10 protein-coding genes, 1 tRNA gene and 4 pseudogenes are annotated in these 15,712 nt (G+C 49.7%); 9 read left to right on the top strand and 6 right to left on the bottom strand.

What is annotated here, in order from left to right; translation table 11 throughout:
• Nucleotides 1-228 precede the first annotated feature (228 nt).
• Nucleotides 229-411: pseudogene (locus tag RFN81_RS06180) on the top strand (Arm DNA-binding domain-containing protein); the annotation flags it as partial.
• A 264-nt stretch (nucleotides 412-675) separates the two neighbouring features.
• On the opposite strand, the gene RFN81_RS06190 reads toward RFN81_RS06180, so the two are convergent.
• The gene (locus RFN81_RS06190; protein WP_264498255.1) at nucleotides 676-1,566 is read right to left on the bottom strand and encodes a LysR family transcriptional regulator; all 891 of its coding nucleotides are present in this window, start codon (nucleotides 1,564-1,566) and stop codon (nucleotides 676-678) included.
• Between the two features lie 98 nt (nucleotides 1,567-1,664).
• Here RFN81_RS06190 and RFN81_RS06195 point away from each other — a divergent pair, with 98 nt between their 5' ends.
• Entirely contained in the window at nucleotides 1,665-2,387 is a 723-nt protein-coding gene (locus tag RFN81_RS06195; protein WP_264498256.1) for an SDR family oxidoreductase, read from the top strand.
• Nucleotides 2,388-2,455: 68 nt separating this feature from the next.
• Nucleotides 2,456-2,971 (top strand): nuclear transport factor 2 family protein, encoded by a 516-nt coding sequence (locus tag RFN81_RS06200; RefSeq protein WP_264498257.1) that lies wholly within the window; start codon nucleotides 2,456-2,458, stop codon nucleotides 2,969-2,971.
• Nucleotides 2,972-3,093: 122 nt separating this feature from the next.
• On the opposite strand, the pseudogene RFN81_RS06205 reads toward RFN81_RS06200, so the two are convergent.
• Nucleotides 3,094-3,432 (bottom strand): annotated as a pseudogene (locus tag RFN81_RS06205) (pilus assembly protein); the annotation flags it as partial.
• Here RFN81_RS06205 and RFN81_RS06210 point away from each other — a divergent pair.
• A pseudogene (locus RFN81_RS06210) lies at nucleotides 3,430-4,286 on the top strand (IS5 family transposase). The pseudogenes RFN81_RS06205 and RFN81_RS06210 overlap by 3 nt on opposite strands.
• A gap of 11 nt (nucleotides 4,287-4,297) precedes the next feature.
• On the opposite strand, the pseudogene RFN81_RS06215 reads toward RFN81_RS06210, so the two are convergent.
• Nucleotides 4,298-4,672: pseudogene (locus tag RFN81_RS06215) on the bottom strand (tyrosine-type recombinase/integrase); the annotation flags it as partial.
• Nucleotides 4,673-4,852: 180 nt separating this feature from the next.
• Nucleotides 4,853-4,929, bottom strand: a tRNA-Arg gene (locus RFN81_RS06220).
• Between the two features lie 391 nt (nucleotides 4,930-5,320).
• Here RFN81_RS06220 and RFN81_RS06225 point away from each other — a divergent pair.
• The gene (locus tag RFN81_RS06225) at nucleotides 5,321-7,762 is read left to right on the top strand and encodes a DUF3772 domain-containing protein (protein ID WP_264498258.1); all 2,442 of its coding nucleotides are present in this window, start codon (nucleotides 5,321-5,323) and stop codon (nucleotides 7,760-7,762) included.
• 89 nt (nucleotides 7,763-7,851) lie between these two features.
• On the opposite strand, the gene RFN81_RS06230 is transcribed toward RFN81_RS06225, so the two are convergent.
• Nucleotides 7,852-8,709 carry a D-amino-acid transaminase gene (locus tag RFN81_RS06230; RefSeq protein WP_264498259.1) on the bottom strand — a complete coding sequence of 286 codons (858 nt, stop codon included), beginning with the start codon at nucleotides 8,707-8,709 and terminating at the stop codon, nucleotides 7,852-7,854.
• A 664-nt stretch (nucleotides 8,710-9,373) separates the two neighbouring features.
• Here RFN81_RS06230 and alaC point away from each other — a divergent pair.
• On the top strand, nucleotides 9,374-10,615 hold the full coding sequence (gene alaC, locus RFN81_RS06235; RefSeq protein ID WP_264498260.1) for an alanine transaminase: 1,242 nt from the start codon (nucleotides 9,374-9,376) through the stop codon (nucleotides 10,613-10,615).
• Between the two features lie 108 nt (nucleotides 10,616-10,723).
• On the top strand, nucleotides 10,724-11,137 hold the full coding sequence (gene gspS, locus RFN81_RS06240; RefSeq protein ID WP_264498261.1) for a type II secretion system pilot lipoprotein GspS: 414 nt from the start codon (nucleotides 10,724-10,726) through the stop codon (nucleotides 11,135-11,137).
• Between the two features lie 147 nt (nucleotides 11,138-11,284).
• On the opposite strand, the gene gspB is transcribed toward gspS, so the two are convergent.
• Nucleotides 11,285-11,845 (bottom strand): type II secretion system assembly factor GspB, encoded by a 561-nt coding sequence (gspB, locus tag RFN81_RS06245; protein ID WP_264498262.1) that lies wholly within the window; start codon nucleotides 11,843-11,845, stop codon nucleotides 11,285-11,287.
• 938 nt (nucleotides 11,846-12,783) lie between these two features.
• On the opposite strand from gspB, the gene RFN81_RS06250 reads away from it, so the two are divergent.
• Nucleotides 12,784-14,763 carry a glycoside hydrolase family 28 protein gene (locus tag RFN81_RS06250; protein ID WP_264498263.1) on the top strand — a complete coding sequence of 660 codons (1,980 nt, stop codon included), beginning with the start codon at nucleotides 12,784-12,786 and terminating at the stop codon, nucleotides 14,761-14,763.
• A gap of 50 nt (nucleotides 14,764-14,813) precedes the next feature.
• Complete coding sequence (gene gspC / locus RFN81_RS06255; protein ID WP_264498264.1) at nucleotides 14,814-15,677, top strand: type II secretion system protein GspC; 864 nt, start codon at nucleotides 14,814-14,816, stop codon at nucleotides 15,675-15,677.
• The last annotated feature ends 35 nt before the right edge of the window (nucleotides 15,678-15,712 follow it).

Here is a 15,712-nt window from a genome sequence, read left to right on the forward strand (position 1 = left end):
ACCCACGGGTCTTGACAACTAGAGCGATTAAAATTTATGCTACATTTCAACTTAATAGAAAGCTGAATGATCCCGAGTCCGGGCACCACCTTTCCTTTTTTATGCCTCCCTATAAATTACCATATTGTTTTAATTCAATAAGTTGGCGTGAAAATCTTTTCCGATGCGTTTTGATTTATCCCTTCGTATCGGGGAATTTGTGGGTCAGATTGCGGGTCATTCAGTTCGATGAACGGGAGTGACCCTCATAGGTTAACTGACAGCAAAGTCCGATCCGCGAAACCTCTCGCAAAATCTTACAAGCTCACCGATTCGCAAGGCCTGTACCTCACGGTATCTACCAACAGCCTCAGGCTCTGGTCAGAGGCGCACGTCGATAAAATTCTCACCTGCCTGAAACGCTACGTTTTCCTCGCGATTGAATGGTGGGTTCGTGCCTCATCTATACCGCTGAATAAATCGTATGCAACTGATTAAGATTGAATTTCACACTCATATTTCGTATCCCTTAACTCTTTACAGACATCATCTATACTGCCAACGTCCATTTTAGGCGATGCCCATCAATTACATAATCTTCTTAGAAAAAGACTGATACAACCTAGTTTAGCCATCGAAAAATAGTTTATGGCTATTTTTTCATAACGAGTGCCCACCCGCCGGTGGGCCAGTTCATTATCTTGATAACCTGACATGCTCAATCAGGGCACGCATTTTGGGCGCCATGTTACGGCGCTGGGGAAAGTACAGGAAGAAGCCGGGGAATGGTGGCAGGAAATCACTCAACAGTGAGACAAGCTGGCCCGTTTCGACAAAAGGCTGAAAGGTCTCCTCCAGGGCAAAAGTAATACCACCTCCAGCGAGCGCAGTGCTTAGCATCAGACGGAGATCGTTGGTGGCGATCTGGGGCTCGACCGCGACATCGAAGGCGATGCCGTTCTCTTCAAACTCCCAGCGATATGGCGCGACGTTAGGCCTCAGACGCCACCCGATGCAACGATGGTTGATAAGCTCATGGGGATGAGTCGGTGTGCCGTAGGTGGCGAGATAAGCGGGAGCAGCCACTACCATTTCTCGTTGATCGCCGGTCAGGGGAATGGCGATCATGTCCTGCTCGATGACTTCTCCCAACCTGACTCCGGCATCGTAACCAGCGGCGACGATATCGAAATCTTCGTCCGTGACCATAACATCGAGCGTCACATCGGGATATGCCGCTGCGAACGAAGCGATGAGAGGACCTGACAGGAATTTCTCCGCAATTGAGGTTACAGCGATCTTGAGAAGGCCACGTGGCACGTTGTTCGCCGTAGCCACCTCTTCAAGTGCTGCGCCGATATCGGAGAGCGGCCGCGACAGCGCTTCAACCAGACGCTCTCCGGTTTCCGTCAGGCGCACAGAGCGCGTCGTACGCAACACCAGTGCTGTTCCAAAGGCATCCTCAAGTCGTCGCATGCCCTGGCTGATGGCCGAGCGGGTTACGCCCAGACGATCGGCGGCCGCCCGAAAATTGTGCTCTTCCGCAACGGCGAGGAAAAGCGGCAAAAGGTTAAGATCTAACTTCATTGTCCAGCCATGCTAACCATTAAGTTCAGTATTTGAGGGATAGCATAATCAATCGATAAGGTCCATATTTTTCCTGTCATCATTCAGGGGAGTACAACATGAACAAGATTGTCCTTATTACTGGAGCCTCCAGCGGTATCGGGGAAGGCATTGCTAAAGAACTGGCCGCGGCTGGCGCCAACGTGTTGCTTGGCGCTCGCCGACTGGAACGCCTTGAATCCATCATCGCCGAAATCCGCAATGCAGGCGGCATTGCCGAGGCGCGAGCGCTCGACGTGACCGATCGTCTCTCCATGGCGGCCTTCGCCAAGGCTGCGTTGGATATCTGGGGGAGAATTGACGTCCTGATCAATAATGCCGGCGTGATGCCGCTGTCGCCCCTTTCTGCAGGTAAGCAGGATGAATGGGAGCATATGGTCGACGTCAACATTAAGGGAGTGCTCTGGGGGATCGGCGCAGTACTACCAACCATGGAGGCACAGGGTAGCGGCCAGATCATTAATATCGGCTCCATCGGCGCATTATCGGTCGTGCCTACTGCAGCGGTTTACTGTGCCACCAAATTTGCAGTCCGGGCGATCTCAGATGGGTTACGTCAGGAGAGCACAAATATTCGCGTGACCTGCGTCAACCCCGGTGTGGTTGAAAGTGAACTCGCCTCGACCATTACCCATGAGGAAACCATGGCGGCGATGGGTGCCTATCGCGCTGTCGCGCTCCAGCCTGCCGACATCGCTCGCGCGGTCCGGCAGGTGATCGAGGCGCCCGCGAGCGTGGACACTACGGAGATTACTATTCGGCCGACCGCATCAGTCAATTAATACCGCAGACCGATAAATGCCGCCACGTTGGGGCCTCAACCAAGCCCCTTCAAAAAAGGAGTGATTCTATGACCTTTTTCTCATCAGCCAAAAACATCGCGATCGTCATCCGTAATCTACTGCTTGCTCTGGCCATCGTCGCGGCTGTTTCACCCGCGCAAGCTGACACTGATCTGACCGGGCGTAACGAAGCTATCGTGCGGAAAGCATTCGAAGAATGGACGTCCGGCCGCGGCAATATTTTCGATCTCCTTGCTCCCGATATCCGCTGGACGATCCATGGTTCCGGTCCGGTCGCGGGTACTTACAACGGCCTGGCGGATTTTGTGCAGCGCGCATCGGTTCCCCTCGTCAGCCGCCTGGCTACGCCGCTGACGCCAGACGTACACCACATCTGGGCCTCAGGCGACAGCGTTATCATCCGTTTCGATGCTTCGGCCATCACAACCTCCAGGTCGCCCTATAACAACCAGTTTATCTGGATATTCCGGATGAAGGACGATTTGGTTGTCGAGGCAGAAGCCTTCCTTGATCTCGTCGCCTATCAGGACGTTGTCGACAACAACGAACCGCGCGAGCGATAACCAGCAGCCGCTTTCAACGGGTGGATCGCTCCGCTTCCTCGCCCATCCGTACCTAGTATGTCAACGCCAAGATTATTGGCCGTTTTTCGCCATTTTTAATGCCCGCTATTGCGCCCATGCTTTCCGGTAAAGGGATTTCCGGAGAGCTTCGGCGACGTTGAAATAACCGGTTTTACGGGGACGCCAGACAATGCAACAGGCGCTGCCGACGCAAAGGAACGGTATTCATCACGCAGCACAAAACAAACCTCCCGATTCACATCATCCACACGCAGTCGCCATGCAGGATCGGCAACGATTTGTAGCGCCTCGCTGAGACGAACCGGACCGGTATTGCGCTGGACACAGGGGAGGGGCCGGCTAAGCAGTTCAGAAAACGTGGATGACGTTGAGGGACACAGTGAATAGCCAGACTCTAACAACAGATAGCGAAACCCATCCCCCACGCTGCGCGCCAGTTGCAGCGTTACGATTTCCCCGATGAAGCATGGGCACTGATTTCTCCTATGCTGCCATCTGAAAGGGGTTCTTCCCGAGGCGGGCGTCCTTACTTTGCGCATAGGCGTGTCATGAATGGTATATTCTGGGTGCTTTGCTCCGGTGCGCCGTGGCGGGATTTACCTGAGCGTTATGGTCATTGGAAAACCATTTACAACCGCTTTAACCGGTGGTCCAAAACTGGAGTAATGAACAGTATTTTCAATAAATTACTTCAGATTTTGGACGAAAAAGCGCTGATTGACTGGGATGTTATCGCGCTGGATGGCAGTAACGTTCGCGCCCTGAAAGCAGCAGTCGGTGCAAAAAAAACATCCCGATGAACTCGAGGACCATGGGCTGGGTCGCTCTCGCGGCGGCTTTGGCACCAAAATCCATTTGGCGACAGATGGCACAGGATTACCACTAAGTTTTTGTCTGAGCGGCGGACAAGCTCACGAAAGCCAGTATGCGGAAACGTTGCTTAACCGGGTCGGGGTCATCCGACAAAGTGGGTACTTGAAATCGCGCCCGAAAGCGGTACTGGCGGATAAGGGTTACTCAAGTAACAGCCTCCGTATTCGTTTGAAAAAAAGGAATAAAAGTGGTAATTCCGTTTAAATCGAATGAGAAAGCCAGTCGTGACAGACGTCGGTGCCTTAATACGGGCTTGTATAAAAAACGCAATGTCGTGGAGCGTTGCTTTGCGATATTGAAAGAAAATCGTCGTATTGCGACTCGCTCGGAAAAAACAGCCAGAAACTACCTGAGCATGCTAAAGCTGGAGGCGATCAGGTTATTTTTGAAACGGTTGTTTTTGAAACGGTTGTTAAGTTAAGGAACACAGCCTAGCAGATGAGGGAAGTGTTTTTGCTTCGGTGCTTTCAATACCCCAGCCAAGTCCGTTACCGGATTATATTCTGCCCGACCGGATACGATGGCATAGGTGAAAATTTGTCGGCATGCCTGCCGTGTCTTTTTCAGTTTGTCCAGCACGCCCCGTTGTTCCATTTTTCTCAGCACATCCAGCATATCTTTTGGCTTGATGTCAGTGATTGGTCGCTTACCAAGGTAAGGGAAGATGTCTTTTTTCAGATATTCAAGAATATCTTCTGCATAACCCTTCGACCAGTTAGGGCGCTTATGTTCGTGCCACTCTAATGCGATAAGCTTAAAGCTGTTGTTGACCGCCGCGATTTTTGCTTTTTTCTCAACCTGCTTGTCGAGCGGTTAGCTTCATTTGGGGGCATCACCTTTATTGAACCTGCGAATGCCCCCTATCATGCCCTCAAGTGATGCAAGAACTCAAGAGACCACACTAGACCTTGATAGCCCATGCTGTAGAGGATAATGCTGATTTTAAAGGGGATTATAGACTTTAAGCGACGTCAAAAGACCAAATTATGGTACGCCCTACAGGATTCGAACCTGTGACCTACGGCTTAGAAGGCCGTTGCTCTATCCAACTGAGCTAAGGGCGCGTTATACAAGAAATGGCCGTTGCAGGTTGCAACAGTGGGCTGGATTATACCCACTCGCCCCTTTGAGTCAACGGATTGACATTGGATTTACGCTATACGGTGAATGCCTGTACAACTTTCGTGCAAGTCATTTTTGTGCGTGGATTTTTTGCACAATTGTGATTGCCGTTCATATGAACTAGACATAGCAATGCAAGTTTTCATTGTAGCTGCGGGATGCGTTCAGTAATTCTTTTCAGATTATGAACGCGCGTATTTTCCGCCAGACGCTGTTGATACACTATGATGCATTCATTGGGGTTTGGATGAGTGTAGGTTGTTTCACACGTTGGGGTCATTGCCCGGTCGTCTGTGAATCCGTTATTTTATCGAACGTTGGACCGAGTGATTTATGAAAATTTTTTCATCTTTGCTCTTGCGAGTTTGCTTACTGGCGATGCTATGCCCTGTTGGACATGTATCGGCGGTTAGTCAGGATTCTGATTCTCAGTCTGTGCAGTCCGGTGCTCCCGTAAAAATTAATGTTGATGCTGAGCTAGTCAAGCTACAAAAACAGTTAGATAGCATTAAGCAGCAGGTTTCTGGCGCAAATAATGATAGTAAATTTGGCGCACTGAATGACGCTACACTGGAATTGGTTAATAGCGCCGATGCGCTTTCTAATGCAGTGACGCCGCAGCGCGCGCAAATTCAGGCGCAGTTGGATGTGTTAGGGCCAGCGCCTGAATCTGACTCCAGTATTAATGAAACCAGTGAAGTAACGCGTAAGCGTAATAGTTTGAATGCGCAGAAAACAAAAATAGATGCGCAAATTGAGCAGATTCAGTCTTTTAGACTCAGTGCGACTAATCTGTCGGCACAGATTGTGACGCTGCGTCGTAATGCGTTGAAAACGCAGTTGGCGTTGAATTCTGGCAGTATTCTGGGGGGGCGTTTCTGGGCGCCGATGGTGACGCCGCAAACTGGAGATATACATCGTTTAAGCGTTTTTCAAGATCAGCTCAGCGCTGCTTTTGCGGCTGCATGGGCACCAGACTGGCGTTATGGTTCCGTATTCCTGATTCTGATCGCCACGATTGTGGGGGGGATGGGGCGTCATTATCTGGAAAAATATCTGACCTGGGCCGGGATTAACTGGTTACCGGAAGGGCGATTACGACGTAGTTTCCTGGCCACGACATCAGTTATCTCTACCGTGCTTACTATTGGTATTGTGGCGAATTTGATCGATTTTACGTTCACGCGCCATGGTGAGTCGACGGAACGTGTCGCGTCATTTCTAGGGGAATTGGTAAAACAGGCCATCTTTTGTTCGATGATCGCCGGGTTAGGACGATCCTTTCTTTCAAATCAGCGTCCATCGTGGCGTTTACCCGTGATAGCCAACCCGGTAGCGAAAGCCATGAAGCCGTTTCCGGTAATTGCCGCGGGCATTATTTTGATTTTCGGTTTTATCGAGCAAATTACGGTGACTGCGGGGACATCGGTCGCAGCCACTATCATGGTAAACGGATTATCTGCCCTGTTCTTAGCGCTTACTGCGGGGGCAATTGCGCTGAAAAGTGACCAGGTGCGTCGGCAACTCGTGCATTCGGGCGCCCAGCCGGAAGCGCGTTCGACGTTATCTGGTGTGATTCACCTTGCTGTCTTGGCGACGGCGTTTTCGATACTGATGTCGCTTATCATTGGCTATATTTCTTTGGCCCGTTTCCTGGCGTTCGAGCTGGTGTGGGTTGGCATGGTGTTCTCCTGCCTGTATTTGCTCTCGACATTTACTACCGATATTTGTGAAAGCCTCTTCTCTCCCAACAATGCTTGCGGTAAGCGAGTTAAGCATTCGCTCAATTTAGACGATCGGCACCTGGCGCAGGCCTCCCTGATATTGTCGGCTAGCTGCAAAGTGCTTTTAATTTTAATGGCGGCGGTTGCCTTACTGAATGGTACGCTTGGCACGACTACGCCTCTGGAACTGGTGCAAAAAGCCATTGAAATTTGGGGAGGAAAGGGGCTGGAAACCTTAAGCATTGTGCCTGCCCATTTGGTCAATGCTGCCATTTTTCTGGTTGTGGGGGTGTATGTTTTACGCTCATCAAGACGCTGGTTGGAGGAAGAGTTTCTTCCTAAAACGACATTAGAGCGAGGGATCCGGGCATCGCTGGTCACCTTGTTCAGTAACATCGGCTATATCCTGATTATCTTACTGACATTGGCGACATTGGGGATTCAATGGAACAAGCTGGCATGGATTGTCAGTGCGCTGTCTGTGGGGATTGGTTTTGGCTTACAGGAGATAGTGAAAAACTTTATCTCTGGCCTGATTTTGTTGACGGAGCGTCCGGTAAAAGTAGGGGATTCCGTTAGTATTAGCGGCGTTGAAGGCGATATCCGTCGGATTAATGTGCGCGCAACGGAAATCCAACTGGGTGATCGGTCGACGGTGATCGTGCCGAACTCGCAGTTTATTTCCCAGAATGTGCGCAATATTACCATGGGGAATCCGTTGGGCGTCGCGACGCTGGCATTGACGTTTCCACTGGATAGTGACCCGGAAGCAATCCGTGCTCTGTTACTGGATGCTTATACTAACCATGATGCGATTCTGGAATTGCCTGCGCCATCCGTCAAGTTCAGTCAGTTAACCCCAACGGGCATGGTGCTGAGTGTCACTGGTTATGTCAGTAGCCCGAGAATGGTCGCGGAAGCGAAGAGCGATCTGTTGTTTGAAATCATCAAACGGTTACGGGCATCAAATATCCCACTGGCTGTACCACAAAAGATGGTGCTGGAGAATTTGGGGGAGGCGTTAGCTGATACCTCAGGCGAAGATAAGTAACTCGCGCCGTCATCCGTTATCCGACATTTAACGGGTAACGGACACGGACAGACGTGGAAGTGAACTACAGCGGCAAGATGTGAACGCGGCTATGGCAACTGAGTAATGATATCCAGATAGATTTCACGGAGTCGCTGAGTTATTTTTCCTGGCTTGCCGTCGCCGATCGTTTTCCCGTCCAGCATCACAACAGGGAGGACGAGCATTGTGGCTGAAGTCACAAAAATCTCTTTGGCATGGTAGGCTTCTTGCGGCGTAAAATTCCGTTCTTCTAGTGCAATACCTTCTTTTTTCACCAGTTTGAGTAGTGACTGGCGTGTAACACCGTGCAGAATATCGTTGCTGAGTGGACGGGTAACCACCGTGTTGTCATGCAAAACGAGGTAACAATTGCAGGAACTTCCCTCAGTAATGAAACCATTTTCGACAAAGAAGGCATCGTCGGCTTGATTCGCGTGGGCATACTCTTTTGCCAGGCTAGCGGCAAGCAGGCTAACGGTCTTGATATCCCGACGATGCCAGCGAATGTCCTCGGTGGTGAGAATATGTAAACCCGTCGTGGCTTTGGGGTTATCGATCAGCGAACGCGCCTGAGTAAATAAAACCAGCGTTGATTTGACATCTGGAGAAGGGAAGTGAAAATCACGATCGCCCGCATTGCCCCGGCTGAGTTGTAAATAGATCGCGCCTTCTTTCAGCTGGTTTTTGCTGATGAGTTCAGCGTGAATATTTTTAAGTGCTTCTAGCGTGACGGGTAAAGTGAGCGATAGCTCACGACAGGAGCGTTGCAGGCGAGCAAGATGATCGGGGAAATCCACTAGTTTTCCATCAATGACCGCTGTTACTTCATAAACCGCATCGGCAAACAGGAACCCGCGGTCAAATATAGAGATCTTTGCATCATTTTCTTCCAGAAATTGTCCATCGACATACACAATACGTTGCATTACAACACTCCTTAATAGTTGCTTAATGCAGGTTAATACGGGTTCTCCCCCAAATGTGCGCTGAGGGGATTTTGCTATTACTATGGCGCAGCCTGTTTGTAAGGCACTCGATCCTCTCAACCGCTCGCACCTGGTACCACGATAAACGTGCATGCCATCAAAAATGGTACTCACGGTTCGATTGCCCATCATATATCGCAGTCCGGGCGAGCAACGAAGTGTAATGCTTCTTTCGGCCCCTAATCTTCATTTTTCGTACCTTTAATAAGAAATTAATGTGGTAAGAAATTAATAGACTTAGATCCTATCCCATTAGGGCTATTTTACTTGCCATTTTTGCCTAGGGCAGTGCTCGAAATCCTCACGTACTCCGTGTACGCTACGGTTTCTGCGCGCTGTCCGTGACCAAACTGACGGCGACAATGACGCCTACTGGGATAGGCTCTTATTCTCAGATAAATATTTATTCTGCCGGGGTATCGACAGCGACAATGAACTACGCTAGCGTGGGGGCGTTCACCTTGCTTCAGGTCGTTTAAGCCGTAGCGCTATGACTGCGGTTTTAAAAACGGTATTCTCCGATTTGAATGAGGCGAACAGCGTGCCCTTATACTGGCACTACGTCGCTCGGACGGTCCGGGCGCTCACGTTCATTTGAGGATTTATGGCTGATTCTACTGCCCCGCGTCATTTTACGCGTATCGATCGTCTCCCCCCGTATGTTTTTAACATCACCGCTGAATTAAAAATGGCTGCGCGTCGTCGTGGCGAAGATATTATTGACTTCAGTATGGGCAATCCCGATGGCCCGACACCTCCTCATATTGTGGAAAAATTGTGTACCGTTGCACAGCGCGAAGATACCCATGGTTATTCTACATCCCGTGGGATACCGCGTTTACGCCGGGCGATAGCTCGCTGGTATGCCGATCGTTATGATGTTGATATCGATCCAGAAAGCGAGGCTATCGTCACAATAGGATCCAAAGAAGGGCTGGCGCACCTGATGCTCGCGACGCTGGATCATGGTGATACCGTGTTGGTGCCCAACCCCAGCTACCCGATTCATATCTATGGCGCGGTAATTGCCGGGGCACAGGTACGTTCCGTGCCGTTGGTGGACGGCGTCGATTTTTTCAATGAATTAGAACGCGCTATTCGCGAGAGTATCCCGAAACCGAAGATGATGATCCTCGGCTTTCCGTCGAACCCGACGGCACAGTGTGTCGAGCTGGACTTTTTTGAACGCGTGGTTAAGCTGGCGAAACAATATAACGTATTGGTCATCCATGATTTGGCCTATGCCGACATCGTTTACGACGGTTGGAAGGCACCATCGATCATGCAGGTTCCTGGCGCGAAGGATATCGCGGTGGAATTCTTTACGCTGTCAAAGAGCTACAACATGGCAGGCTGGCGTATTGGCTTTATGGTCGGAAACTCTGAATTGGTCAATGCATTAGCGCGAATTAAGAGCTACCACGATTACGGTACGTTTACGCCGTTGCAAGTAGCCGCGATCGCGGCGTTGGAAGGCGACCAGCAATGTGTGCGGGATATTGCCGAACAGTATCGTCAGCGACGTAACGTGTTGGTGCGTGGTTTGCATGAGGCCGGCTGGATGGTTGATGAACCGAAGGCCTCGATGTATGTGTGGGCAAAAATCCCTGAGGCTTACGCGCATCTGGGATCGTTAGAGTTTGCCAAACGCCTGCTGTCGGAAGCAAAGGTTTGTGTTTCTCCCGGTATCGGTTTTGGTGATTATGGCGATACGCACGTTAGGTTTGCCTTAATTGAAAATCAGGATCGTATTCGGCAGGCGGTGCGAGGTATTAAGACGATGTTCCGCGCTGACGGTATCCTACCCGCAGCGAAGTCTGTATCCGGCAAGGGAACTTCTGCCTGATGTCTTTGGCGCCCTGTCGTCTGTCGGGGCGCCTCATAAACATGCCGTGACAGCGGCTTATCATTTGCTAGAATGCCTACCGTTAATCTCAATCAGGATGAGTGTGTCATGTCATTATCTTTGTCTAAATTTTCCACGTTAGCGCTGCTTTGCGTCACGCTGGCAGGGTGTCAACAAACGGGAACGCCAGCGCATAAAGGAACGGTGGCGGGGCAGTCTTCTGCGGTAACGGTTTCTCCTAATGATCAACTCAATCAATTGTCGTCACTGATAGCGGCTACGCGTTACCTAAAATTGGCGTGTAACCGAAGCGATCTTCCCGATGATGAGACGATAGTGAATACCGCACTGACGGTGGCGAAACAAAGAGATTGGAATATCGCAAACCATCAGGCTTTATCTCAGCGTAGCGATAGCCTGTATCAGGGGCTATTAAAAGATAGCACGCCAAAAGAGCGACAATGCTCGGAATTCAACCGTATGCTGACGCCTTTTATCAGTGCTATGCACAATCGCAGTTAAGATTAGGAACGGTGCAGCGGGGAACTCTTGCTTATCGTTTAAAGAGCAAACTTCCGGGGGCGACCATGGACAAGGTATCGGTATCTCTGTGTGAACCTATCACCGTGTTTCCCCTTTACATTCATGCTTAAGTGGACGGCCTTATAGCTAAGGATCGGCGTATTCTCTTTCTTCAATAGCGGAACGTTCATTTTCATTGAATTTTCCGCCAGGCCAATCTTCCAGGGCTTCCAGAATAAAAGCGTCTCCTCTTACGCTAAAAATAGTCATATCCTGCTGAATTTGTTCAATAACCAACCCTTCTATAGGCGAATCGCCTTCATGGAATAGCTGGCCATTAAGCGTGATACTGCGCTTGGCTTCATCCGATGTGTAAACGTGCGCGCTGTAGGTCAGCGCCGGGATCTCATCGTTGCTGATAGCTGGCAACGGTAGCGTGGCCTTTTTCTCCATAGAGACTGGTGCCTCGGCATGCGTTTCCGGGGGCTGGGGTGTGACTACAAGTGCGTTTGGCGCGGTGGGCAAAGTGGCGGCCTGAACGCTCAGCGTCGGCGGCTGGGAGCTCGTAGCGCTACCCCAACGCTGGTGGCTGAACCAGCCGAGCGCGATAAAAAGTAGAGCATAAATTACCATGAGATAACCAGGCATGGGGTAGTTGGTCAGCCAGGCTGGTTGAGAGTGAGACGGTGACTTTGATGCGTTATCCATGCGCTAATCCTTCATGCTCCATTCCCGTCATACTGGGGGCCTACGATAGAATTACTCGGGTCTATTGAGCCTTAAACCCTATCCCAGTAGGGCTATTTTACTTGCCATTTTGGCCCAGGGCAGTGCTCGAAATCCTCATGTACTCCCCGGTTTCTGCGCGCTGTCCGAGACCAAACTGACTGCGACAATTATGCTAACTGGGATAGGCTCTTATTTCGACGGACTCTTGTCAATTTCAACAGACAGTCGCAGGCGGTTTTACTGATTCTCGAATGCGTAAAGATATACCTTAGCGCCCATCACGTCACATCATAAACGAAAGTGAGATGAGTGGTATGCCGCCAACCGCTTTATTTCGTGAAAACGGATAAGCGTAAGGAAATAAATGCATTAGGTTATGTAATAACCTCTTTATTCTAATTAAAACCATTATTATGGTAATAAAAATGGAATAAATCTTGATGTTAGTCGCAAAAAAAAACAGAGAAATTTGATTTATTGAAACAATGTTTTAGTATTGTGCTCGCTTAGTGTTTTTACCGTCTCATCATCATAAACAAGGAGGCAGTCCAAAATATTATTCATTGATCTGCATGCTAATCTAGGCATATTTAAAAAATTTTTTACTGATGAAAGGATGATGCAATCGAATAAGGGAATCCTCATCGCGATAGAACTGAAAACCGTAGCGATAAACTGAAATGGCGTCAACATGTTGCCATGACGGAATTCCCACTGCGCGGTCGTTCAGGTATGAGATCGCATCATATCAACGTAGCGAAACGAGATAGTCTTTCAATGCTCGCCGTCAGCGCTAAAGATGCGTTAAGTCATTTTTCATTGGTAACCCCTCCGCCCGTTTACCTGTTCCTATGGTAACGAACCTGCCATTGGGATGTAGAGATCGAGCGAAATTATCGTCAAATACAGGAAATATTATGGCCGCCTTTTTACCGGGTATTCGTTTCACGCTCTGTACGACATTCGTTCTCAGCAGCTTAGTGACTGGGTGCAGCAAGGGGGATTCAACTGCGCTGTCCGTGGTAGATCGCTTAGCCGCGCCGCAAAATCTCAACGTTCCGGCGTTAGCCTATGACGACAGTAGCGTCGTGCTGGTTTGGGAAAAACCGGCCAAACCGCCAGCTGGCATTAAGGATTACCGTGTCTACATGAATGGAACTCTGTTGGGCAGTACTCTTGATAATCAGAATATCCATTCGCCTGCCAAACCTTACATTGATAACTTCTACAATACGGTCGATACCGATAACTGGCATGTCCGGGTCAATTTCCATAATTTTAAGGTGACGAATCTGTTACCGGAAACGGAATACCGCTTTACCGTGCGCGCACTGTATGACGATGGGCGCGAATCCGCAGATAGCGAAGCCGTCGTGCAGAAAACAACGCCAACGCCTGCGTCACTGTATGTCACTCATTATGGTGCGAAAGGCGATGGCATTACCAACAATACGCTGGCAATACAGAAGGCGATTGACGCATGTACGCCCGCCGCCTATCCGCAGGGATGTAAAGTCGTGGTTGATGGCGGCACATTTAAAACGGGGGCGTTGTTTCTGCATAGCGACATGACGTTTGAGGTGACGAAAGAGACGACGTTGCTCGGGTCGGAAAAGGGCGATGATTACCCGATCTCACGCGGATATTATCTCTATCCTTATCAGTCGCCTAAATTGCCTAAGCGTCCGCCTTCTCTAATTAATGTTCTCGAAACTGACGATCGGGGCAGTAGCCATGCTGGCACCTTTAAAAACATTCGCATTGTCGGGCAGGGGACGATTGACGGCAACGGTTGGCTGCGTGGTCTGAAAGCAGGTGATAAAAACGTTACCGAAACTGATGAATTGAAGAGAACATTGCCACTTTATCGTGCGAGCAAAGCGACCCGAGTTGGCGATGACGGTATTCTGGCCAAAGACCAAACGGCTAAAGCTGTTGCGCAAGGCATGAGCCTGGATGAGGCGTATAAAAATCGTCGATCCAGTCTGATGACACTGCGTGGCGTGAGTAATCTGTATCTGGACGGGTTGACGATTCTGAATCCTGCCTACCATGGCGTGATGGTACTGGAATCTGAAAATGTGGCGATAAATGCACTGACACACACAACCTACGACGCTAATAACGCGGATGGTATTGAATTCGGAAATAGTCAAAATGTTATGGTATTCAATAACTTTTTTGATACCGGCGATGACAGTGTCAACTTTGCGGCCGGCTATGGCGCCGAGGTGACCACACTGGGGCAAAAGGCACAGAGCGGGGCTTGGATCTTCAATAACTATTTCCGTCGTGGTCATGGGGCGGTGGTTACAGGTAGCCATACCGGCGCCTGGATTGAAAAAATCATTACTGAAGATAATATAATGAATAAGACGGATGTGGGCCTGCGCATGAAGAGTCGACCCTATTATGGCGGTGGGGCGCGCGATGTGGTATTCCGTAATAACGCGATGCGTGATATTGTCAAAGAACCGTTTGTCTTCACGATAAACTATAAAGCGGATGTGAACGATACCCTGCCGGCTGCTGAACCTGCGCAGTTCCGCGATGTGACCGTCTCTGACGTCACCGTCGATGGTACGGCGAAGAGAAACAGCATCATGGTTGATGGGATGACCGTAGCTGAAATGGCTAAGGCGTATAAGTTTTCTTTCGGACGTGATGCCTACCATCAGGGCTTGCATTTTGAGAATGTAAAATTCAAAAATGTAAAGGCCACGGATATCACGTTTTTGAGAAACAGTAACTTTAAAAATGTCATTTTCGAGAATGTACCCAGAGCCTGGCATTTTGGCCATATTGAAAATATCAGGCTTGAAGACCGTGTAAATAATGATGCCGCGCTGGCTACTCGCGCTGATGAAATCATCATCCGGGAAGCCGCAACGGAATAAGGCATTTTCCCCACGTCAGAGGATGTGGGGAATATTATGGATGATAACCTATGTCACGATTACAGGCTTTCAACGATATGTCTTTTCATTCGCTGTCTGCCATTTTTCAGTCACTACCTGCGCCGTTAATGCGGCGCATTGCATTGGGGTTGATCTTGCTGTTGATTTGTCAACAGTTGGCTGTATTAACCCGCCGTGCGCTCCTTCCCGAAGACCTCCATCCTGTTGGGGTATCGGTTACGCCTGCTCAGGCGCAGTCAAAGCCTGCAGCACCGGGCGACTTTACCTTGTTTGGTCATGCCCTCGATACCGAAGAACCAGTGATTAACCACGCCGCATTATCTGACGATATTCCCCTGTCATCGCTAAATATTAGTTTGACTGGGGTATTAGCGAGTGATGATGTTAAGCGCTCTATTGCCATCATCGCAAAAGACAGTCAGCAATATAGCCGCGGCGTTGGTGATGCCGTTCCGGGCTATGATGCCAAAATTGTGACTATCACCGCCGATCGCGTGGTGATTCAATATCAGGGGCATTATGAAGCGTTAGATTTGTATCAGGATGAAAAGTCTGCCGATACGCTGCCATTGTCTGGAACCCAAAAACCATCGACAGGCGAAACGCATCAGGACGCTTTTATGGTGCAGGACGCTTTCATTCTTTCTCCGGCGATGGACGACAATGTCCTAAAAGGGTACCAGTTGACTCCTGGTGACAATCCCGATCTCTTTTACCGCGCTGGTTTGCAGGATAACGACCTCGTGGTGTCTGTAAACGGCATGGATTTGCGTGATGCGAATCAGGCTCGGCAGACGATAGTGCAATTGGCGAATATACGTGAATTTTCATTGACCATTGAACGCGATGGCCAACCGCAGGATATATATCTGACACTGGATGGAGACCACTAATTTGTTTAGCAAGGGACAAGGATTTTTCACTCGTC

It is taken from the genome of Pectobacterium cacticida (assembly GCF_036885195.1).
Taxonomy (GTDB): domain Bacteria; phylum Pseudomonadota; class Gammaproteobacteria; order Enterobacterales; family Enterobacteriaceae; genus Pectobacterium; species Pectobacterium cacticida.